Annotated in this window: 19 protein-coding genes; 9 read left to right on the top strand and 10 right to left on the bottom strand. The window is 39.9% G+C overall.

Annotated features, from left to right (window positions below):
• The first annotated feature begins 498 nt into the window (after positions 1 to 498).
• The 3 genes from R0K30_RS08670 (at position 499) to R0K30_RS08660 (ending at position 3,030) form a co-directional block, all read left to right on the top strand.
• Complete coding sequence (locus tag R0K30_RS08670; RefSeq protein ID WP_099726150.1) at positions 499 to 1,560, top strand: DUF4352 domain-containing protein; 1,062 nt, start codon at positions 499 to 501, stop codon at positions 1,558 to 1,560.
• Between the two features lie 704 nt (positions 1,561 to 2,264).
• The gene (locus tag R0K30_RS08665) at positions 2,265 to 2,462 is read left to right on the top strand and encodes a hypothetical protein (RefSeq protein ID WP_099726151.1); all 198 of its coding nucleotides are present in this window, start codon (positions 2,265 to 2,267) and stop codon (positions 2,460 to 2,462) included.
• Between the two features lie 16 nt (positions 2,463 to 2,478).
• Complete coding sequence (locus R0K30_RS08660) at positions 2,479 to 3,030, top strand: hypothetical protein (RefSeq protein ID WP_099726152.1); 552 nt, start codon at positions 2,479 to 2,481, stop codon at positions 3,028 to 3,030.
• A 56-nt stretch (positions 3,031 to 3,086) separates the two neighbouring features.
• Here R0K30_RS08660 and R0K30_RS08655 read toward each other — a convergent pair whose 3' ends face one another.
• Entirely contained in the window at positions 3,087 to 4,262 is a 1,176-nt protein-coding gene (locus R0K30_RS08655) for an ABC transporter permease (protein WP_099726153.1), read from the bottom strand.
• On the bottom strand, positions 4,262 to 5,002 hold the full coding sequence (locus R0K30_RS08650) for an ATP-binding cassette domain-containing protein (RefSeq protein ID WP_034320560.1): 741 nt from the start codon (positions 5,000 to 5,002) through the stop codon (positions 4,262 to 4,264). Before R0K30_RS08650 ends, R0K30_RS08655 begins: the two co-directional genes overlap by 1 nt.
• A gap of 161 nt (positions 5,003 to 5,163) precedes the next feature.
• On the opposite strand from R0K30_RS08650, the gene R0K30_RS08645 reads away from it, so the two are divergent.
• Both R0K30_RS08645 and R0K30_RS08640 read left to right on the top strand, forming a co-directional pair.
• Entirely contained in the window at positions 5,164 to 5,865 is a 702-nt protein-coding gene (locus tag R0K30_RS08645) for a LytR/AlgR family response regulator transcription factor (RefSeq protein WP_099726154.1), read from the top strand.
• An 11-nt stretch (positions 5,866 to 5,876) separates the two neighbouring features.
• The gene (locus R0K30_RS08640; protein ID WP_099726155.1) at positions 5,877 to 6,842 is read left to right on the top strand and encodes a sensor histidine kinase; all 966 of its coding nucleotides are present in this window, start codon (positions 5,877 to 5,879) and stop codon (positions 6,840 to 6,842) included.
• A gap of 38 nt (positions 6,843 to 6,880) precedes the next feature.
• On the opposite strand, the gene R0K30_RS08635 is transcribed toward R0K30_RS08640, so the two are convergent.
• Entirely contained in the window at positions 6,881 to 7,810 is a 930-nt protein-coding gene (locus R0K30_RS08635; protein ID WP_327924568.1) for an aldo/keto reductase, read from the bottom strand.
• A 600-nt stretch (positions 7,811 to 8,410) separates the two neighbouring features.
• Here R0K30_RS08635 and R0K30_RS08630 point away from each other — a divergent pair.
• On the top strand, positions 8,411 to 9,445 hold the full coding sequence (locus tag R0K30_RS08630; RefSeq protein WP_410610133.1) for a DUF5105 domain-containing protein: 1,035 nt from the start codon (positions 8,411 to 8,413) through the stop codon (positions 9,443 to 9,445).
• 56 nt (positions 9,446 to 9,501) lie between these two features.
• Here the strand turns inward: R0K30_RS08630 and R0K30_RS08625 are convergent, their stop codons facing one another.
• The 3 genes from R0K30_RS08625 to R0K30_RS08615 all read right to left on the bottom strand — a co-directional run bounded on the left by R0K30_RS08625 (position 9,502) and on the right by R0K30_RS08615 (position 13,009).
• Entirely contained in the window at positions 9,502 to 10,587 is a 1,086-nt protein-coding gene (locus tag R0K30_RS08625; protein WP_410610131.1) for an SEC-C metal-binding domain-containing protein, read from the bottom strand.
• Positions 10,588 to 10,779: 192 nt separating this feature from the next.
• Positions 10,780 to 11,718 (bottom strand): response regulator, encoded by a 939-nt coding sequence (locus tag R0K30_RS08620; RefSeq protein ID WP_099726158.1) that lies wholly within the window; start codon positions 11,716 to 11,718, stop codon positions 10,780 to 10,782.
• A gap of 4 nt (positions 11,719 to 11,722) precedes the next feature.
• Positions 11,723 to 13,009 carry an ATP-binding protein gene (locus R0K30_RS08615; protein WP_099726159.1) on the bottom strand — a complete coding sequence of 429 codons (1,287 nt, stop codon included), beginning with the start codon at positions 13,007 to 13,009 and terminating at the stop codon, positions 11,723 to 11,725.
• A 517-nt stretch (positions 13,010 to 13,526) separates the two neighbouring features.
• Here R0K30_RS08615 and R0K30_RS08610 point away from each other — a divergent pair.
• Positions 13,527 to 14,507 carry a glutaminase gene (locus R0K30_RS08610; RefSeq protein ID WP_099726160.1) on the top strand — a complete coding sequence of 327 codons (981 nt, stop codon included), beginning with the start codon at positions 13,527 to 13,529 and terminating at the stop codon, positions 14,505 to 14,507.
• Positions 14,508 to 14,539: 32 nt separating this feature from the next.
• Positions 14,540 to 15,967, top strand: coding sequence for an alanine/glycine:cation symporter family protein (locus R0K30_RS08605; protein WP_099726161.1), 1,428 nt, complete (start codon positions 14,540 to 14,542; stop codon positions 15,965 to 15,967).
• A gap of 39 nt (positions 15,968 to 16,006) precedes the next feature.
• Here R0K30_RS08605 and R0K30_RS08600 read toward each other — a convergent pair whose 3' ends face one another.
• The 4 genes from R0K30_RS08600 to R0K30_RS08585 form a co-directional block, all read right to left on the bottom strand.
• Positions 16,007 to 16,867: an alpha/beta fold hydrolase gene (locus tag R0K30_RS08600; protein WP_410610127.1), complete on the bottom strand. Its 861-nt coding sequence runs from the start codon at positions 16,865 to 16,867 to the stop codon at positions 16,007 to 16,009.
• A gap of 111 nt (positions 16,868 to 16,978) precedes the next feature.
• Positions 16,979 to 17,344, bottom strand: coding sequence for a VOC family protein (locus R0K30_RS08595; RefSeq protein ID WP_099726162.1), 366 nt, complete (start codon positions 17,342 to 17,344; stop codon positions 16,979 to 16,981).
• Between the two features lie 100 nt (positions 17,345 to 17,444).
• Positions 17,445 to 18,827 (bottom strand): amino acid permease, encoded by a 1,383-nt coding sequence (locus tag R0K30_RS08590; protein ID WP_410610125.1) that lies wholly within the window; start codon positions 18,825 to 18,827, stop codon positions 17,445 to 17,447.
• Positions 18,828 to 18,893: 66 nt separating this feature from the next.
• Complete coding sequence (locus tag R0K30_RS08585; protein WP_256499254.1) at positions 18,894 to 20,402, bottom strand: class I adenylate-forming enzyme family protein; 1,509 nt, start codon at positions 20,400 to 20,402, stop codon at positions 18,894 to 18,896.
• Between the two features lie 261 nt (positions 20,403 to 20,663).
• Here R0K30_RS08585 and R0K30_RS08580 point away from each other — a divergent pair, with 261 nt between their 5' ends.
• Positions 20,664 to 21,101 (top strand): MarR family winged helix-turn-helix transcriptional regulator, encoded by a 438-nt coding sequence (locus R0K30_RS08580; protein WP_099726165.1) that lies wholly within the window; start codon positions 20,664 to 20,666, stop codon positions 21,099 to 21,101.
• Positions 21,102 to 21,192: the final 91 nt, after the last annotated feature.

Raw genomic sequence — 21,192 nt, 5'->3', positions numbered from 1 at the left:
ATTTCTGTGTAGATGACTGCCATTTTGACATGAAAAAGCACGTTCAGTGTCGACAGCCTGTCTATACATCTCAAGATTTCGCTGGACATGTGTCTCTCTGTCAACAACACACAAACCATGCAATCATACACATAGCAGGAAAAAATATTCATTACCATAGACTCATTTACAAGGAATAAAAATCCTTCTAATTGATGCAACTTCTTCAAAAACAGTCATTTGAACCTATTCAATAATCCGACTCAAAACCTTAAAATATAAAATGTTGAGTTTTTACAGGAGATAACAAACAATAAAATACAAGTTTCTCCTCTCAACTTAGTGTCATTTTTACTACTTGAAGCTGATCAACCTTCGAAACGCACTAAGGGATTGACAGTACTTTCGCTTCATTCAACAGTAAAAAACATACAGTATTTTTCTTTTTGTGCAAAAAGAACGATATGAACTAAAGCTTTCCAATGAAATTCACCATAAACCCGAGGAGGAAAACATGTCATGTTTAAAAAGAAATTATCCCTGTTTCTTCTAATTTTGTGTGTAACTGTTGTCGCTGCTGCTTGTAGTGGTGGAAAAGACAAAACAGGTGCGAAAGAAAACGATACAAAAAAATCCCTTGATGCAGCAGAAATAAAGGTAGAAAGTGCTGAGTACACATTACCACCTCAATACGATACATCTGTACAAGACGATCAGTATGTGCTAAAAGTGAACGTATCTGTGAAAAACATCAGCAAAGAGCCTCTTAATGTTGATAAAAGCAACTTTACGCTTTACCAAGATGACGCACAGGTGTCTACCATCTCTCCAGATGACTACAACGAAGTATTATCTACAAGTTCTCTAAATGCAGGAAAAGTATCAAAAGGCGGTCTTTTCTATGTTGTTGATAAAGACAAAGACTATCAACTTGTTTACACAGAGCCTAGTACTGGATCGAAAAAAGATGATAAAACACTAGAATTCGATATTAAAGGAAAAGACTTAATGAAAAAAGCAGATACACTTCAAGCATCTGCAAAAGCTCTTTCTTCTTATATTGATGTCATGATTTTTGGTAAGAAAAACGACGATTTCGAAAAATTAACTGGTGATAACAAATCAACAGTTGTGAACGAATTTGATAAATCATTCAAACAGGGCTATATCTCCTCATCTGGTATTTCATCTAGCGCAGCGAAAGACGAAAACCTTGATAAGCTTCTAAAAGCTGTGAAAGAAACATTAGCTGAAAAAGCAAAAGTATCAACAAAAACAAAAGCCATCAGTGGTGATAAAGCAATCGTGACTGTGACCCTTACACCAATTGATGCAAGTCCGCTTGTCGATCGTTTGAAAGAGAAAGCAACTGAGTTCTACAGCAAAAACCGTACAGCGTCTTACGATGATGCACAAAAATATTTACTCTCGATCTACCCAGAAGAGTTTAAAAAATTAGGACCATCATCTTCTGAAGAAACAGTAGAAGTTAACATGAAGAAAAATGACATCGACCAATGGAAACTTGATTTGAACGATTACAAAACAAGCTCATTAGTTGAAAAATTCATCAAGAACTAACAAAAAAACCCCCGATGCCGGGGGTTTTTTGTTATGATTTATAATCTGGTTTGGCGAACGCGAACCCCCTCTATCATAAAAAACGAGAATATAGTCAAGTTATCTTACCCTTGACAACATTTCTTTCTATAATCAGTGTTCGATTTCTTTAGCTTGATCACTAAGAGATATTCAATCCTGATTATTCTTTTTTGTACTTAAGATTTTTTTCTGCTTATTTGTGTTAAAGATGAAATGTAAACTCGAAGTAAAAAAATGTACTCCTCATTCTTTATTTCTATTGAACTATATTATAAATCTAGCTTCTTTCCTAACTCATTATAAAAGTAAACCATCATTTTCATTCACCAACTCTTTTTTTCTATTTAAATATTCCTTAATAAAACTCTTCGAAATATAAATAATTCCATTTTAATAAAATATTCAAAAAAAGGTTCTATATGCTCATTTTAAGGTAATTTTAAACTTTTTATCATTGTTATTATGCTAGAATTAGTAACCACATCAAAGATAAAATTTACCATGAAATTAAATCATTTTTTAAGGTAGTGTTATGACTGCTTTATTTCATACTGGTGCGGTGATTGTTGTTGCAGGAACTGTAGGTCTAAAAACAAAAAAAATATAATCATTTTCAAGCTGTTATCAAAAACGGCGGAGTATATGTTGGAAAAGGACTAAGTAAATCGAAAGCAATCGCTAGAATGAAGTCAAAAAAGGATATTTGGTCTATTTCTTCTAATCAGGCAAAAGGTGTTGCAGCTGGAGCTAATCGAAGTGGTAAACCAATAAATGAAGTAGATAAATACAAAAATAAGCCCAAGAAAGGGCATTATTATCACTGGCATCCCTATAAAAGAACTCCAAAAGCTCATTCATTCTACGGAGGTCCTGTTAAATAATTAATAGAGGTGAATAATGTATAATTACGAAAAGCTATATAAACAGTATTTATATAAAAAAGATCAATTGATTTTTACTAAAGAACGAGTTGCTGAGATGATAACGTCTAAATTTAAAGCTAGAGAATTTTCAAAAACAAAAATTTTAGATTTAGTAAATGATGATCACTTTGAATATACTAAGATATATAAATGTTTTGTCATTGATGATCCGAGTCTATTGATTCAATTGTTTTCAGATGAGGAAAAAAAGAATCATCGTGAAGAAATACTTGATAATCGTGAACATCCCTTAAACCCCAAGAGAGTCAAAGAATGGGAGTATAATCACTTATTGCTTGATGAACAAGAAGGTAGAAGAATTGATATCATTTTAGAAAGTAAAGATGGATTATATGTCTCAGAATTTACCGTAAGAGATAGTTGTGAAAAGCTTAATAGATATATAAATGCTTTAATTGTAGGTGCAATTATTGAAAATGGGTTAGAAGAATATCCAGTTGATATTCATGACGAGTATTTTCAATTTTATTTAGAGAACTTGGATCAATTCGGTTTCTTAAACTGAAAAATACGGTGATCGGCATTCACCTGAAAACGCCCTCTATGATAGAGGGCGTTTCTTTATTTGGCAAGCATCCATTTTTCTTTCATAAACATGACTCTAACGGCCACAAATAAGATAACCACAACGAGCGCAGTAGAGCCTAGGGTGAGTGCAATCGACATTGGATCAATGATCCCAAACATCATTTGTTTGCATAGTGCGTGAATATTAAGGAATGGGACAGCAAAGTAATACGTATCTAGCTGCGTAGCACCTGCTCTCATGGTAAAGAACATTGGGATCACACCTAGTGTAATGATCATGGACATGTACGACTGTGCTTCTTTGACTGAGCCTGAAACCACACTGAGCAGCAGTTCAATCATCGATACCATGAATGAGAAGATGATTAACGCCGCAAACATGACGCCGATAATGCTCCACATTTGATCACCAAAGTTCAGTGCTTGTTTTAGCTTTTCTGTAAAAAGCAGCGTGGATAGAAGCAGCATGCCGATCGCCACAATTCCACTTAAAATACCGAACATGGAGACAGCAAGCCATTTTCCTATGAGAATCTGGAGTCTGCTGGCAGGTGTCAGGAACAATGCTTCAATCGATTTTCGGTCTTTTTCACCCGCTACAATATCAAGCGCAGCTGGCAAAGCGCCTGAGATGACGGAAGTTACTAAAATCATAGGAAGGAGAATCGACAAAAGCATAGCGGTCATTCCGTTTTCCCCTTCTTCGCCTTCTTCTACATCAACGGACTGTACCTCAAACGGATGAATAACGGACGTGTTGATCTGATCGTTTGCTAAACGCTTTTCCACCACTTGGTTTTGGTACTGCTCCAGCAATGATTGCAGCATTTGAACCGCTATGACCGAATCATCGTCCGTTGTATACCCATGGATTTTAATTGCAAATGATTCTTGATGCTGAAGCATTTCGTCAGCCTCTTTCGGCATTTCAAGGTAAGCATTTGCCTCACCGTCCTTGACAGCTTGCTGCGGGTCATCAAATGTTTCAAGATGAATGTTTTTGACCTCTTTGATCATTTGATTCATTTCGGATGGAAGCTTTTCATTGACTGCGACCGTATAGGTTTCATCCCCTGGATCTGCGATCATGCTTTCATAGAAGAACACTAGTCCAAGCATCGTCAAAAGGGGTATCAGCACTGTTAAGAGGAGCGTTTTCCGGTCCCTTAACGCATCTGTCATTTCTTTTAAAAATACGGTTTTCCACATTATGAAATCCCCCTTGCGAGCTTCGACATAAAGATATAGTTCAAGTCTTCACTTTGTTCCTGTGCGTATAATTCTGGAAGTGTTCCTTTGTACACAAGCTCTCCTTGATGAATCATCATGACACTGTCACAAAGCAGACTGACTTCTTCCATGATGTGGCTTGAAAATAGGATGGTTTTATTTTGCTGTTTAAGCTGATGAATAAAATCTCTGAAAATATTACTTGACGTGATGTCTAAGCCTGTTGTCGGTTCATCAAATAAGATAATGTCAGGATCATGAATCAATGTTCTGGCAATCGCCACCTTTTGTTTCATCCCCCGTGAGAATCCTTTCACCTTGCGATCCATATATTGTCTCATTCCGAACCGCTTTGCTAAATCCTCTATTCTTGCTTTGATTTCATGCTGATCTAAGCCATATAATTTCCCAAAGTATTCAAGGTTTTCTCGAGCCGTCAAACGGTCGTAAAGCCCCGTCTCTCCGCCAAATAAGACACCAATTCGTTTCTTCACTTCTGTTGCTTCTTTTACTGTATCAAAGCCCGCAACATTCACGGTTCCATGAGTAGGCTCTAATAAAGTCGCAACGGCGCGCAATAATGTGGTTTTTCCTGCACCATTTTCTCCTAGGATGCCAACGACTTCCCCTTCCTTCACGGAGAACGTCATATGCTTCATCGCCTTCACGACTTTTTTCTTATCTTTAAACCAGCAGCTGCAATCGCTGAGAGTAATCATTTGGTTCGCCCCTTTCGTCTTTCTAAGTCTATGATAGAAAAAATGATGCCTGCCTGACATAAAAATGTCGCGAAACGTCCTTTTTCTGTCTTGAAATGATCGATTTTAAAAAAACAAATGGTAAAATAGACAAATAATAAGAATGGTCATAGGTGATTTTTATGATAAAAGTAGGTCTTGTCGATGATTACCGAGTGGACTTAGAAAAGCTGCACGCCATTCTCGGCAGAATGGAGGCTGTTGACATTGTCTTTGTCACGCAGTCAGCAGAGGATGCATACGAGAAGGTCAAACAGGGAGACATTGATCTGTTGTTTGCAGACATTGAAATGCCTGGAATGTCCGGCTATGAATTAGCGGACCTCATTCACTCTCACGCACTGAATGTCGATGTTGTATTTGTGACAGGAAACAGCGGATATGCGGTCCATGCGTTTGATTTGAATGTACATGATTATATTATGAAGCCATACCACGCCGATCGAATCGCCAAATCCTTAGAGCGCTACATGTCAACCAAGCAGGAGAAAAGCATTCATGGACGGCTTCTCATCAAGCAGCAGTCAGATATCCATGTGCTGCAGAAGAAGGATGTCATTTTTGTTGAACGAACCGGCCGATCAACGACCATTGTCACAACAACAGGAGATATCCAAACGTACCAGACATTAAACGAGTTAAAGGGCGATTTAGCTGAGAAGGATTTTATCCGTTCCCATCGCTCGTTTATCATCAATATTCATTACATTAAAAACTTTTCGGCGTATGCCAAAAATTCATTTGTCGTGTCTTTTGAAGGCACTGATAAAAAGGCCATGATGACCAAGCAGCAATTAGAATACTTTAAGAAATACTACTTTTAAGGAGAACGAACGTGAACGCTTACTATCTTGGATTCCGCATATATGCTCTCATATGGTTAGGTCTTGCGTTTCAAGCAACTGCTGAAGCTTTTCTTCCGGTGACGTCAGTGGTTTTGTGGCTCCTCACCTTTTGTGTCATTTGTCTTTATACATTCTTCATGTACAAAAGGTTTTGGCCTAGTATCAGTGGATACGTGATATTAGGCGCTTTTGTGCTGATCACCTGCGCAGGGCTTTCTCTTTTTCTGACTCAAGGGAATGGGCTGGGCCATCTTTTGGCTTTCATGATCATGATCACAGCAGATCTCCTTACATTGACGATGATGCAGACGGAGCGCCGGTTAAACGGACGGCTTCAAGAGCTGACAAACGCAGAATCGAGAACCAATGAATTGCTGCTTGAGCTGCGCAGTAAACATCATGAAACAGCCAGACATTTAAATGCCTTTTCCGCGTCGAAAGACGAGCATGATATCAAGGATTTGATTCAACAATACGTCAAACATTTCCCTTGGATCAAAGGGGAAAACGCTTATCTGGCCTCAACCCTTCATCCCTTTTTCCAGCGGGCTGAAAAAGAGAACATTGCACTTTCCGTAGATCTTCAAGCACCATTTTCTTCTCTTCCATTTTCTAAGGCTGATCAGGTGAGTTTTACTGGCAACCTGCTCGACAATGCCCTTGATGCAGCAATTGAAGCGAAGCAAGCCGGGAAAGAGGGCAGCATCTCGGTCACGACCTCTATACGGAGCGGGCTATTTTTGATCCATTGTGAAAACAGCACAAAAGGAATGGAGAAACACGTATTAGATCATTTGTTCAAAACTTTTGGCCGTTCCACAAAAGGCGGCGATCACCAAGGAATGGGGACTTATATCATCCATCAGCTTGTTGAAAAAGCAGACGGTACGCTTGATTTCACTTACCGTTCTCCAAATTTTCGGCTCGTGATCAAAATCCCTCTCACGATGACATAAAAAAATAAGGTGCAGCTGCGCACCTTATTTTTTATATATTAAGAGAAGATCTGGTCGATTTGGTTGATTTCCTCTTTTGTTAATTGAACATCGTTTGTTTTTAGGTTTTGCAAGACTTGCTCTGCTCGTTTTGCACCAGGAATAATGGCATCAATGCCGTCCTGCGCTAAAAGCCAGGCCAGTGCTACGTGTGCCGTTTCTGCGTTCTTTGATTGTGCAATGACCTTCAGCTTGTCTACTTTTTCGAGATTTTGAAGGAACGCATTGCCTTGGAAAAGCGGGTCCTTTGCTCGAATGTCATCAAATGTCGCATCCTTCGTAAATTTTCCAGTCAACAAGCCTGATGCCAACGGAAAATAAGGAATAAAGGAAATGCCATGTTCGACGCAGTATGGGAGAAGATCCTGCTCCGCCTGACGTTTCAGCAGAGAATACTCCGATTGAAGTACGTCTAAGTAGCCATCTCGGTTAAAGACTTGAAGCTGTTCAAAATCAAGATTTGATGCACCAATTGCCCTGATTTTCCCTTCATCCTTCAATTCCTTTAATGTGCCTGCTACTTCATCCAACGGCGTGCGGCCGTCAGGGAAATGCATATAGTACAAATCAATATAATCTGTTTGCAGTCGCTTCAGGCTATTTTCGACCTGTTCTCTTAAGAAATTGCGGCTATTATCAAGTTCAATTTGCCCGTTTACTTCTTTATGAGCTCCTTTTGTCGCAAGGACAAGCTCCTCTCTGCCGCCTCGTTTGGCAATGATCTCACCGATCAATTCTTCTGAACGGCCCAGCCCATAAATAAAAGCAGAATCTAAGAAATTGACACCTTGATCAAGAGCCGTTTCCACAAGCTCCCGTCCAGCATCTTCACTCAAATTCGGGAATAAATTATGCCCACCTACCGCATTCGTACCAAGCCCTATCGGATTCACCTGTAAATCAGTTCGTCCAAGCGTTACCTTTTTCAAAAGCTCATCTCCCTTATCTGCTTAATCATCCTTATTTTCCCATGAATCATTTTCAAAATTCAAGTATCCTGCTCACTGAAAATCAACCTGCAGGTGGACGTCGCGAAAATAGGTGAAGATACACTAAAACGAAAAGCGGAGCTTCTCATGACCATCAAAATCGTCATCATCATCCTGCTCCATATGACAGTCAGCTCCCATGTATAAGATTTGCTGATGGTCTTCGCATATGCCCTGGCATTACCAATTGGCAATTTGATCGGATCGTGGTCTTCGTGATCCGTCATCTTCTTGTATATAACTACTATCTCTCTTTCAAGATTTTTCATTAAAAGCATCTAAAAATAAATCTATAATCAATTCTTTTTTACTAGTCTTTTCCTCTCATCACCTTCTTATATTCATATATTTTGTGAAAAAACCTACCGAAATAGGAATTAAAACCTATTCATCATCATGAATAAAACCGATAAAATAAATAAGGTAAATTGACATTAGGATAATTTCCCCTTTCTAACCCGAATATACCATTCAATATATCACTTTTATCTTAGAAGGATGACGCTAAAGAAAGCGGGAATATATACAAAGGAGTATGAAATGATTAAAAAAACAAGTGTACTAGTCATGATTGCATTAATGATGATTTTCTCTGCAGCTTGTCAAAGCTCAGTAAAAACAACAGATTCTGAAAAAAAATCCTCTAATACAGTAGAGGTAAAAGTGAATAGCTATGAATATACTTTGCCAGACGACGCATCGACCACTCTTCGAGAAAATGAATTAGTGTTAAAAGTCAACCTAACCATTACGAACAAAGAAAATAAACCACTTTCATTATTAAGCAGACATTTTACTCTCTATCAGGGTGATTCACAAGTGTCAGAATTAGATTTTTATAGCAGCAAAGACAGACTTAATTCAACTTCATTAAATAAAGGCAAATCTGTAAAAGGCTCTCTTTATTTCTTGGTAGATAAAGGAGCGAAATACCAACTCGTTTATCAAAATCCAATCAATAAAGATAGTGATCCAATTGAAATTGACCTTGATGGAAAAAAGATTATTGATACAGCAGAAAAATTAAACAACGCAGCAAAGGCCCTTAATGCATATACAGATGTCATCGTATTCGGTAAAGAAAATACACAGTTCCCTGAACTAACTGGTGACAATAAGGCTGATCTCGTGAATAAATATAATGAAATGTTTATTAAAGACTTTAGAAGAAGTGCAAGTATCTATGGGAACGAAGTCAGTGATGAAGACATTCTAAGCATGTATCAGCGCATTCAAAACACAGTGAAGGAAAAAGCCAAAGTAGAAACTAGTGTAAAAGCTATCAAAAATGAAGAAGCTGAAGTTGTGGCAAAAGTTACAGGCATTGACGCATCTGAATTAGAAGACAAGCTGGCTGATATTTCAAAAGAATTTTATAAAGGGAAAATCACAAAAAAAGAGTTGTACAAAAAGAGCTTGAAGATATATGCGAGTGAATTTGAAAAACTTCCTCCGGCATCCAGCCCTACTGAATTTGAAGTGAAAATGAAACGTAACGGTGAAGGTCAGTGGAAAATTGATTTGAACGATTTTAATACAAAAGAATATATGAACAGTTTTATCATCACAGAATAATGTTTAAAAAAGGCGCGGAACCCTCAATAAGGTTACCGCGTCTTTTTTGATTACTATTATACAGTCGCCTCTTGCTCTTCTTTAACCGCTTTTTCGATATCTTTAAAACGGCTCGATACAGTAGACGCACTAATGCCATACTTTTTAGCAACTTGTGCTTGAGAAAGCGGGGCATCACTTGCAAGCGAATGAATATAATATTCGATTCCCGCAGCAAATGACGCTGCTTTACGGATCACAGGTGATTTCTGATCACAGTACGCTTTCCAAACCGTTAAAGCGCCATCTGTCAGGCTTTGATCACCGTGCTCCTTCATCCCGTCTTCAATCAGCTTGGCTGTTTCCAGCTGAACGTCACTTGCCCAGTCCATACGATCTGCTAATAGTCCTGTACCGCCTTCTGTTTGAGCAGGTGTTTCCGGTTCTTCTACTTCTTGCTTCGCAAACATACACTTCAGCACTTCAGGGAATGATTCTCTCATAAATGTGCTGCGCGCTCCTCCATTTGCTTCGTGTGCTTCAACGAGCTGGCGAACCTGAAGAAGAAGGGTATCTGTAAACTCTTTCGCAAACATCGTATATTGAATGAAAAACTCTGCTTTGTCTTCAAACTGAACAGGGAAACCAAGCACGAGACTGCCCTTCTCTGGCAGCACTGTTTGATCCGGTTTTACATCAACTTCAACCTTCTCCGCTGTCACCATATTCTCAAAGTATAGAGACTCGTCCGTTTTTTCATTTAATAAAAGCAATGATGGTTCCATGTCTGTCCAAGATTGAACCACTTGTTTTGTTTTCGGACGGGTAATTTCCTCTGCTTTCTTTGTCAGGAATTCATGGAAGATGGTTTCTTTCTGATCCGTTAATGGACGGAAGAAAATGCACCATACACTCAAATGAAAGACTGAAATTTGTTGCGTTTCTTTATCCATATCTGCAAGGAAAGAAAACTCATTAATGAATTGATTGATCGCTCTCTGATGCTTAGAGAAAGCATAATTCATTACATCCTTTTGAACTTGTACAGCTTCCTTAAACACAAGCTCAGACGTTTGTTCTCCGCCTGACTTTTGGCCACAGCAATGTTTATATTTTTTTCCGCTTCCGCAAGGGCAGAGCGCATTTCGTTTAATTTTTCCCAAAATAAAACCTCCGACATTCTAGTCTAACCTCACTATTTTAACAAACGATTGCACAGGAGGGTTTTATTTTCAAGAAAAAAGAAAAATCAGAATGATCAGATAAATAACAAAGACACCTGACGAGCACGTCTGATCATAGAAAAGGGCTCCCTTCCACTGTTTATTTTCTCCAATCATTCCAACAGATTTTTCTTAGCTCATTCCTTCGAATAACTGTTTTGCTTCGAAATAAAAGATTTGAACGAACTTCTTCGTATTGACTCTGCCCGTCGATCCTGCGGGTGAAGATGTCTTCTGCATTTCTTTCATTCTTTGGCTGACATCGGTAAAATCAAAAAACTTCGACGCATAGTGCTCAAACTTAGGATTCGAAAAATCTGTTAATCCTAGTGAAGCGAAATGATTCAAGGAATGATGAATGGCTCGTCTAATTCGCTGCTCTGCCGCTTTCACTTCCCGCATCACTTCCACATCAGTCGCACCATGATCCAGCTTTCTTTCAGCCGTTTTGATAAACAGCTGCTTTAGTGGAGGAAAATTGACCTCATGGGAATTGGCTGTCTGTGTTTCATGTAAGTAGATCAGTATCTCTATTAGATCCTTAGAGCCGCTCTCTCCGACAATTCCTAATTCAGACAGGAGAAATTCTCCTGCCTCTTTCATCGTTCTTCGCTTCGCCCCAGAGCCCCCATCACGAGAAATCACGGGCTCTAATGGCAGCACATGGCGAAGGGAAGCTTGAATATCGTAAATCGATTTTTCCAGCTTGATGCGCTCCATGACTTTTCGAATGACACTGACGATCTCAATTCGATTGACAGGTTTATGAATATAATATTCAATCCCCAGTTCATAGGCTTCTGCCATCATCTCTTTCGCCTCTACTTGAGAAATCATGATGACCTTGCCTTTGAATTCAGGGTGTATATGACGAATGGTTTGAATGCCATCTCTAGCAGGCATTAAAAGATCAATCAGAAGGATGTCTACTTTTTTGAGATTTAATGAATGAGCTTCTAATCCAACTCCGTCATCGGCTTCATCCACGACCTCTCCCAAATCCTCATCCTCAATAATTTGACCTAAAATCGAGCGTATTGCACGATCATCATCTGCAATGAAAAATCGCATACACTCACCCTTTCTGTATTAAATTTTGTATAGGAAGGACAAGCTGAAATGCTGTACCTTTTGTTTCTTTTTGTTCGATCTGGATTTGACCCCCAAGCTCTTGAACCAGCTCTCTCACATAGGATAAGCCAATCCCAGTTGACGGTGTACCAAATGCATCAAATTTCGAAGTGTAGCCTGGATCAAACACAACATCTCTCAATTTTTCAGGAATACCCGGGCCATCATCTTCAATCCGAATCTCTATTTTATCATGACCGCCTTTTAATACGAGTGAGATCGTTCCGTTATCTTCTATTGCTTCAACTGCATTTGCCATTAAATTATTAATCAAAGATAAGAAAATAAAAACATGATAATCATGCAAATGAATGCCACGTATATCAGAGGTAAAGGAGATGTTTTTCCCTAGAGATAGGGCGTATTTCTCTTGGATGCGGATCACAATGCGAACAAGCTCTTCGGCTCTCATATAGTCTTGCATATTTTCCTTTGAAATCAGCTTTGAAAGCCCAGCATAAATACGCTGATTGTCCTTTTTCACCTCATGGATTTCTCCTGCGAGCTTTAGCAGCTCTTGACTCACTTTCTTCCCTAGTTCGTGGTCATGCAGTAGACGGTAAAGCCGATATGATTCTTGCGTAATGTGCTCTGTATGATTTAACGTTTTCTTTAAGTGAACCGTTTCCTCATATAAATTCGAAATGACCATCATCATATGCTCATTTTGTTTCATGATTTGTTTCTCTCTTGATTGTGCCTCGTACAGCCTCATCATATTAAAAAAGCTGATCACCACAAAGCTGTGAGCAAACGCGATGAGGAACATATCACTCAGCTTTGATAGGGTCATCGTTGTATCGAACACTAGAAATTGTACAAACAGCTCGACAAAATCAGCCAGTAATTCGATCATGAGACCGATGATCCCAATGAAAATAGAGCGCTGCTTAAAACGTCCCGTACGAACGGCAAAAAACAGAAAAGCATAAGTAAAATAGAAAAAGAAACTTGGGAATTGCTGATAAAACGACGCAGCCATATCAGCATTCTGCTGAATCAGATCTAAGCCTACTCGAAAAAGTACAATGGCTGCGCCTGTTAAAAATCCCGGCAGGAGTGGTCTAGATTTTCTTAAGAGTAATAAACAAAAGAAAAACGCAGGTGCTCCAAAACTGATGCGAAATGTCTCGTTCACAGGATAAAACTTCAGCTCTCCTGCAAGCGGCACAATGACCACCATAAAAATTAAAATGAATGCGTCTTTTTTGACAAGCTGGTTTAAACTCAAATGACTGACATCCCTTCCCCTGTTTGCATAGCCACAGTATACAAGGAGACTCTTTTCTTCACAATGTGCAAAAAAATAATTTTCACTACGCCTTTCATCTCCAAAATCCTTTTTTATGACTATTCTCCGAGGGAGCAAGGTGACCTTTCAGCTATTCTGCATTATGGGGATTGTCTACAATAATGGGAATTGTTTAGACAATTGTCGACAGACTGATTTTTATTTGTAAGTTTTTCTGTAGATTTACGTCAGATTGTGTAGTTTCCAAGATAAATTGAATGAACAATTTTAGTGAAACTATATGTAAGCGTTTTCTGAATTTTCACTAAAAACCCTTTTTGTTTTTTCGCCGCCAAAGCCTTCATTTAAACAGATATTTAGGTGTAAAGGAGTGGTACAAGCAGCGCATGACAAGTTCTTTGAAGATGTGTAACATGTTTTCGTGACTATTTGATCGCATTTTTTGTCATCCGCCAATTCAATAGGGTACTTTTTGATTTTTGATTGGAGGAATCGTATGAAAACAGCAATTTCTAATAATACACAACACGCATGCCAGTCTTCTGTTGATCACTGGGCAGAAGAAATACGGCCTTATTACAAAAACGGTCAGAATGCTGGCTACATTCCAGCACTCGGAAAAGTGAATTCCTCTCAACTTGGTATCAGCGTGATAGGCCCAGATGGATCATCTGTACAATATGGTGATTGGGACGTTCCCTTTACCCTACAAAGTATCTCAAAAGTCATCAGCTTTATAGCTGCCTGTTTAGGAAGGGGCGTACCTTACGTCTTGGATCGGGTAGATGTAGAGCCAACTGGTGATGCATTTAATTCCATCTACCGCCTTGAGATGCATAAACCAGGGAAGCCCTTTAATCCAATGATTAATGCTGGAGCTATTACCGTTTCCTCCATCCTTCCGGGAAAGACTTCTACAGAAAAGCTAGCATATATTTTCGATTTAATCGAAAACTTAATAGGTAAGCGTCCTTCTGTTAATGAAGAGGTTTATCAATCAGAATGGGCAACTGCCCATCGAAACCGGGCACTTGCTTATTATTTGAAAGAAACCAATTACTTAGAATCAGATGTCGAGGACACATTAGAAGTGTATTTAAAACAATGTTCCATCGAAGTCACAACAGAGGACATCGCCTTGATTGGACTGATTATATCAAGTGATGGCTACCATCCCTTTAAACAAGTTCAAGTCATCCCAAAAGATATCGCAAGACTAACAAAAGCATTGATGCTGACATGCGGCATGTATAATGCGTCTGGTAATTTTGCTGCTTTCGTAGGCGTTCCAGCCAAAAGTGGTGTGTCTGGAGGAATTATGGCTTGCGTTCCGCCAAGCGCAAGAAGAGAATTCCCATTTCAGACAGGCTGTGGAATCGGCATTTACGGTCCCGCCATTGATGATTGCGGAAATAGTATTACCGGTGTCATGATGCTGAAAAAACTCGCCAAAGAGTGGGATCTCAGTATTTTTTAAAGAAATAGGATGGAATTAGAAGAGGTGATGTTATGAATGACTTTATCAATGGTTTATTAACAACAACAAATGGTTTTCTATGGTCATATATTATTGTTGCACTATTAGTTCTTGTTGGCCTTTATTTTACATTTAGATCTCGTTTCCTTCAGGTTCGTATGCTCAAGGAAATGGTGATCGTTCTTAAAGAAGGAACAAATAAACAAAAATCTGGTGTGTCACCGTTTCAAGCGTTCGCTATTAGTATGGCAGCTCGAGTTGGAACAGGAAACATTACCGGTATTGCTATCGCTATTGCCATGGGTGGTCCTGGTGCTATTTTTTGGATGTGGATTCTGGCGATTATTGGTTCCGCCTCTAGTTTTGTTGAAAGTACACTTGCCCAAGTCTATAAAACAAAGGATGTGTCAGGCTTTCGTGGGGGGCCGGCCTACTACATTGAAAAAGGCTTAAAGAAACGATGGATGGGGATTTTATTTGCTGTATTGATTACTATTTCTTTCGGTATTGTCTTTAATGCTGTACAGTCGAATACCATCACCATCGCTTTTGAAAATTCATTTGGCACAAACCGCTTAATTGTTGGAGTGATTATGGCTATTGGATTTAGCATCATCATTTTCGGTGGTGTCAAAACGATCGCAAAGATGGCAGAATACATTGTTGTTTTCCTAGCTGTAGCTTATATCGGGATTGCTCTCTTTGTCATGGTCACGAATATTACAGAGCTTCCTGGCGTCGTTCACACAATAGTTACCCATGCATTCGGTATTGAACAATTTGCAGGTGGTACGATGGGTGCCGTCATTATGGAAGGGATTAAACGAGGTCTCTTCTCAAACGAAGCTGGGATGGGTAGTGCACCAAATGCTGCTGCTGCGGCCGTGACTAGTCACCCTGTAAAGCAAGGACTCATTCAGGCATTAGGTGTCTTAATTGATACCCTCATTATTTGTACAAGTACTGCTTTTATCATACTTTTCTCAAATGCATATAGAACAACAAAACTAACGGGTATTGAACTCACTCAGGCATCTTTAAGTGAGCACATTGGCCCTTGGGCTTCTGGTGTACTTGCCATTATGGTCTTCTTGTTTGCGTTTAGTACGTTAATCGGGAATTATTACTATGGTGAAACGAACATCGAGTTCCTTAAATCAAGCAAGACATGGCTAATCGGTTACCGTATTGCAGTTATTGGAATGATTTTATTCGGTGCTGTGGCAAGTGTTCCTTTTGTTTGGAATCTCGCCGACCTATTCATGGGACTGATGGTCATCGTCAACCTCATTGCCATCACCATGCTGTCTAAGGTCGCCTTTGCAGCATTGAAAGATTATACGAGACAGAAAAAAGAAGGAAAAGATCCTGTTTTCTATAAAAATGCCGTTCCGAACAATGAACATATTGAATGCTGGGACGACGAACCTGCTTCTTTGAAAAAGAATCAAATCGGGTAAATAAAAAAAGCTCTGGTCCTTTGATCAGAGCTTTTCCCTTTATTTCAAAAATTCGAGTATGAGTTTGTTGACGACCTCTGGTTTTTCATGATTGATCCAATGAGAGGCATCATCGACAAAAACCAGCTGTCCATTTGGACAAATCTTAATCGATTCCTTTGCCAGCTTTCTGCTTAGAAACTTGTCCTCCATCCCCCAGATCATGCGAACAGGAACGAGAATCCGTTTTGAAATTGGCTTTTCAAAGCCGCCTTTTTTGATGGCCCGATACCAATTCAGCATTGACGTAATAGCTCCTGGCTGCGTCCAAGCGAGCTTGTAGCTTGAGACATCCTCCTTGGTGAACAAGTGTGGTCTATCAGTCAGCCCAATCGCTTCATCCAGCCTTTGAAATTGGTTTTCTTGAAGTGCTGCCTCTGGTACATTTGGAAGCTGAAAGAAAGCGATATAGGAGCTCTTCTTCCACTGTGGAGGATAAAAAGGGAGAACCTTCATCATCACACGCGGATGCGGCATGTTGACAATGATTAATTTATTTACATATTGAGAACGTGTAGAAGCCGAATGCCAAGCAACCGCTCCGCCCCAATCATGTCCGCCGACAATGGCCTTTTGATTTGGACTCAGCGTCTTAATCAAGCCCACGATATCATCTCTCAGTTGATCCAATACATATGATTCGACTCCATCTGGCTTGTCACTTAGATGGTAGCCCCTTTGATCAGGAACAACGACACGATAGCCTGCCTCTGCTAAGGGAATGATTTGATTTTTCCAGCCGTACCAAAACTCAGGAAATCCATGCAGCAGGACAAGCAGCGGGCCATCCTCAGGGCCAGCCATTGCAGTATGTAGCCTTATGCCATTTGTTTGGATATATTGAAACTCAACTTGTTCCATTCCGTTGCCACCCTTCCCCATGTCTTATTATTCTTCCAACATAGCATATTTTCCATTTTTCAGAAAATGAAAACACTCCAAAAAAACCTTCACCACTGTGAAGGCCTTTATCTATTTCATATAATTCAGAACCCAGATCAACCCATTTTTCCGGTCCTGTACTTGTCCGTGAAGTGCGCCAAAGAACGTATCCTGTAATTCCACCAGTACATCCCCGTCAGCTTCGAGCGCTTCATATACGGCCTTTAGTTCTTCTTCATTGTCAAACTGCATAATCAATCTGAGATTCTCCGATTTTGGTGTGCGGCCAAACGTATCTGAAAAGTGGAGCAGTGATTCTCCAAGGTGCAATTCAGCATGTAACACACGGTCTTGATGTTCATTTAAAATATGAATATCTCCGCCAAAAATTCCTTGATAATATTGAAGAGATTCTTTCACATCTTCTACTACAATATAAGGACTAACGCTGATCATATCCCTCATCCTCCTCTTGTTCCGTCCATCTTCTCTTTTATAGCTTATCCCAAATCGTAAGAAAAAAGGCACAAATCGTCAACGGATTTGCACCTTTTTCTCATGAAGACTTCGCTAATTCACTATGTTTGTTTGAATACGCTGCGTACATGACGACACCGATTAACAGCCAAACCCCAAAGTAAAGCCATGTGCGTCCCGGTAAGTTGAGCATGAGGAACAAGCAGCAGCCCATTGATATGATTGGCAAAACCGGTACAAAAGGAACCCGGAATCCCCTTTCAAGCTGCTGATGTGTCTTTCTCAAAATAAGCACAGATAAGCTCACCATCGCAAACGTCAATAAAGCACCGATATTCGCTAAGTTGGACAGATTCTTCAAATCAATAAACCCTGAAATAACAGCTGTCATTCCGCCAATCATCCATATGCTTGCAACAGGTGTATCGCTCTTGTTTGTTTTCGAAAACACTTTAGGCAAGAGCCCGTCTCGACCCATCGCATAGGCAATTCGAGTTGCTGCATAATTATTGGCGAAAATCACAGCCATCAATCCAATGACAGCACCGACAGAAATAATACCAGCCACGCTATTTTGATGCACACTTTGCAGCACATAGGACATGGCCTCTGTCACATTCAGCTTTGTATAGTGCACCATACCTGTCATGACCAAACAAACGACAATGTAAATGACCGTACAAATCAGTAATGAACCAATAATACCAATTGGCAGGTTCCGCTGTGGATTTTTCACCTCTTCTGCAGAGGCCGAAATCGCATCAAATCCTAAAAAGGCAAAAAACACAGCGGCTGCACCGGCAATGACACCTTCCGCGCCAAACGGCATGAACGGCTGCCAATTGTCTGGCTGTACGTAAAAGCCGCCTACTACAATGAAAAGAACAATAATGCCAAGCTTCACAAACACCATGATATTATTGAATTTTTTACTTTCCTTCGTTCCTCTAGATAAGATCCACGCAATCAGTAAAGCAATGATAATCGCTGGCAGATTCATGTATCCGCCTTGTTCTGGCCCTGCTAGGAATTGATGGGGGATAGAGATTCCAAACCCCTCCAGCAGGCTGTTGAAATAACTGGACCAGCCACTGGCCACAGCCGAAGCAGTCAGCATATAAACAGACAATAAGGTCCATCCCATCAGATGGCCCACAAGCTCACCCATCGTTGTATATGAATAAATGTATGCACTGCCGAATACAGGAAGCGCTGAAGCCATTTCTGCATAACAAAGTGCTGCTAAACTGCACACAATCGCTGCGATCGCAAAGGAGAAAATGACAGCCGGTCCTGCATCCTTAGTTGCTGTCATTCCGGTTAACACCATGACCCCTGTGCCGATCACAGCCCCTATACCAAGAAGCGTTAGATCAAGCCCGCCCAGCGTTCTCTTTACCTTTTGCTGCCTACTCTGTTCTAACAAATCGTGAATTTGTTTCTTACGAAGAATTTGTCGCAAACCCTTTCCCTCCAAAACGTTAGAAAAACAAAAAATTATTCAAATTTCATTATAGCAGAATAGGTCCTACGCATTCACAACCAATTCACGCAAATCTTTCTTCATAATTTTACCAAGTTTGTTTTTTGGCAGTTCCTTCGTGAAATGAATGGACGGAACCTTGTAATCTGCCAAACGCTCCTGGCAATAGTTCACAACATCTTGCTCGCAAAAATCGACGGATTCGTCTTTCACGATATATGCACTTGGCACTTCACCATATAAATCGTCTGGTACACCAATGACAGCTGATTCAATGACTCCTGGAATTTGATCAATGACTTCTTCCACTTGGTCAGGATAAATATTATCGCCGCCGTACAAAATGACATCTTTGTATCTGCCTGTGATATAAAGAAAACCTTCTTCATCTAGATAGCCTGCGTCTCCCATATGGAACCAGCCATCTTTGAGTACCTTCTCAGTAGCGTCAGGCTGATGGTAGTAGCCTAGGAAATAAAATGGGCTTCTCATGACAACTTCGCCAATTTCTCCAGCTGGCAGTGTCTCATCTGTCTCAGGATGAACGATTTTTACTTCTACATCCGCATCGACTTTACCGGCAGATCCCATTTTATCTTCACCCATTGCAGGGTACCATGCACTGACAACCCACGCTTCGGTACTTCCGTAGCCATGCATCATGTGAATACCCACTTCTTTGTAGTCCTTAATCAAGCGTACTGGAACCTTCGTGCCGCCAGAAATCGCAATTTCAAAGGAAGAGAGATCATACGAACCGCGTTTCAGCTCTTCTAACATGTACGTATAAGCTGATGGGAAGGCCATCATAAACGTAATTCTTTCTTTTTCAATCGTTTCTAAAATGCGTTTCGGCGTTGCATCATGTAAAAAGACTAGGGTATACCCTTCAATTGCAGCTGCGATGAGATGGTTAATCGAGCTCATATGATACAGAGGGTGACTCGCCAAATATCGTTTTCCTTTTAGGTCAAATCCTCGATTCCCATGTCTTGTTAAAAATTGATAGAGTCGTCCATGTCCAACCATACAGCCTTTTGGGTTACCCGTTGTGCCGGATGTGAATAGAATCATAGCTAGATCCTCTTCTGACACCTCCTCAGCAAGATCACTTCCATCGTTTGAAGCCAATAGGTCTTCAAACAGCTGCGTTGTTTTCGCATTCACACCGGATTCCACCATGAGGCAATCCTCTAAAGACACATTCACAGCGGCAATGATGTCACGGAATTCTCGGTCAAAAAATAAAGCCTTTGGCTCTGCTTTTTTCAAAATGCCTTCCAGTTCAAAAGAAGTAAGCTGCCAGCTAAGTGGGACTGCGACTGCACCCGCTTTGATGGCTGCCAGCATAATCGTTGAAAAGTGATGATGGTTTTGACAAATAAAGCAAACGCGGTCACCTTTTCGAATCCCCTTACGATGTAAGTAATGAGCGAGCTGGTCAATGCGTTTTGCATATTCTTCAAATGTATAAGACACACCTCCGCCAGTTACCGCTTCAATTTGTGAAGAGCGTTCCATTCTGTCGTTTAGCAATGCCTGTAAAGTATTCAATATCTTCATCTCCAAACGTTTGATTTCAATAGCCAATTTCCAGAGAATTGGATTGGCAGATTTTATCTCATTCACATTCTAAAATAAAAATAGCTGAAAGTAAAATCATTTCATTTTGGAATTATTCTTTTTATTAATTGATAATACAGGTAATTTTATAGCCGTCTTCCATTTTGGTTTAAATGATGATGATTATTATGATAAGATAGACCTAGTAATTGATCGGAAAATGCGAATGCAATAGGAAAAGAGGTATGGAGAATGCAACATTTCAAGCTAGAGGCAAGTTTGTTAGACCATGCACTGACAAAGTATTTAAAGGCGACGAAACGAATAGACGAAGAGAACATTCCGAGAAACGTCACGAATGTCAAAGGGTTTATTTTACGCATCATCTACCGCCATCAATCATGTACTGTGAAAAATATTCTACAGGAAGTTTCATTATCTCCCTCTGCGACAACAACCGCTCTCAATCACTTAGAAGATGAAGGGCTGATTATCCGCTCTCGAAATAACAATGACCGCCGTACTGTATGGATTACCCTTTCTGAATCGGGTGAACAAATAGCAAAACAAATGATCGACAATCGCCAATTGCTTGTCAATCAACTGTTCAACCATTTATCTGAGGACGACAAAAAAACATTTTTTGAATTAATCGAAAAAATGATGGATGAGCGCACATTAAAGGCTTAGGAGAATTCCTAAGCCTCAGATTGTAGAGAAACTCATGTTTTTCTACAATCTTTTTTATTTTTAACGTATGTATGAAGAATGAAATGTATTG

The organism is Bacillus sp. SIMBA_154, from assembly GCF_046536015.1.
Classification (GTDB): domain Bacteria; phylum Bacillota; class Bacilli; order Bacillales; family Bacillaceae; genus Bacillus; species Bacillus pumilus_P.
The sequence above is the reverse complement of the archived record's forward strand: the minus strand, read 5'-3'. Positions and strand labels throughout refer to the sequence as shown.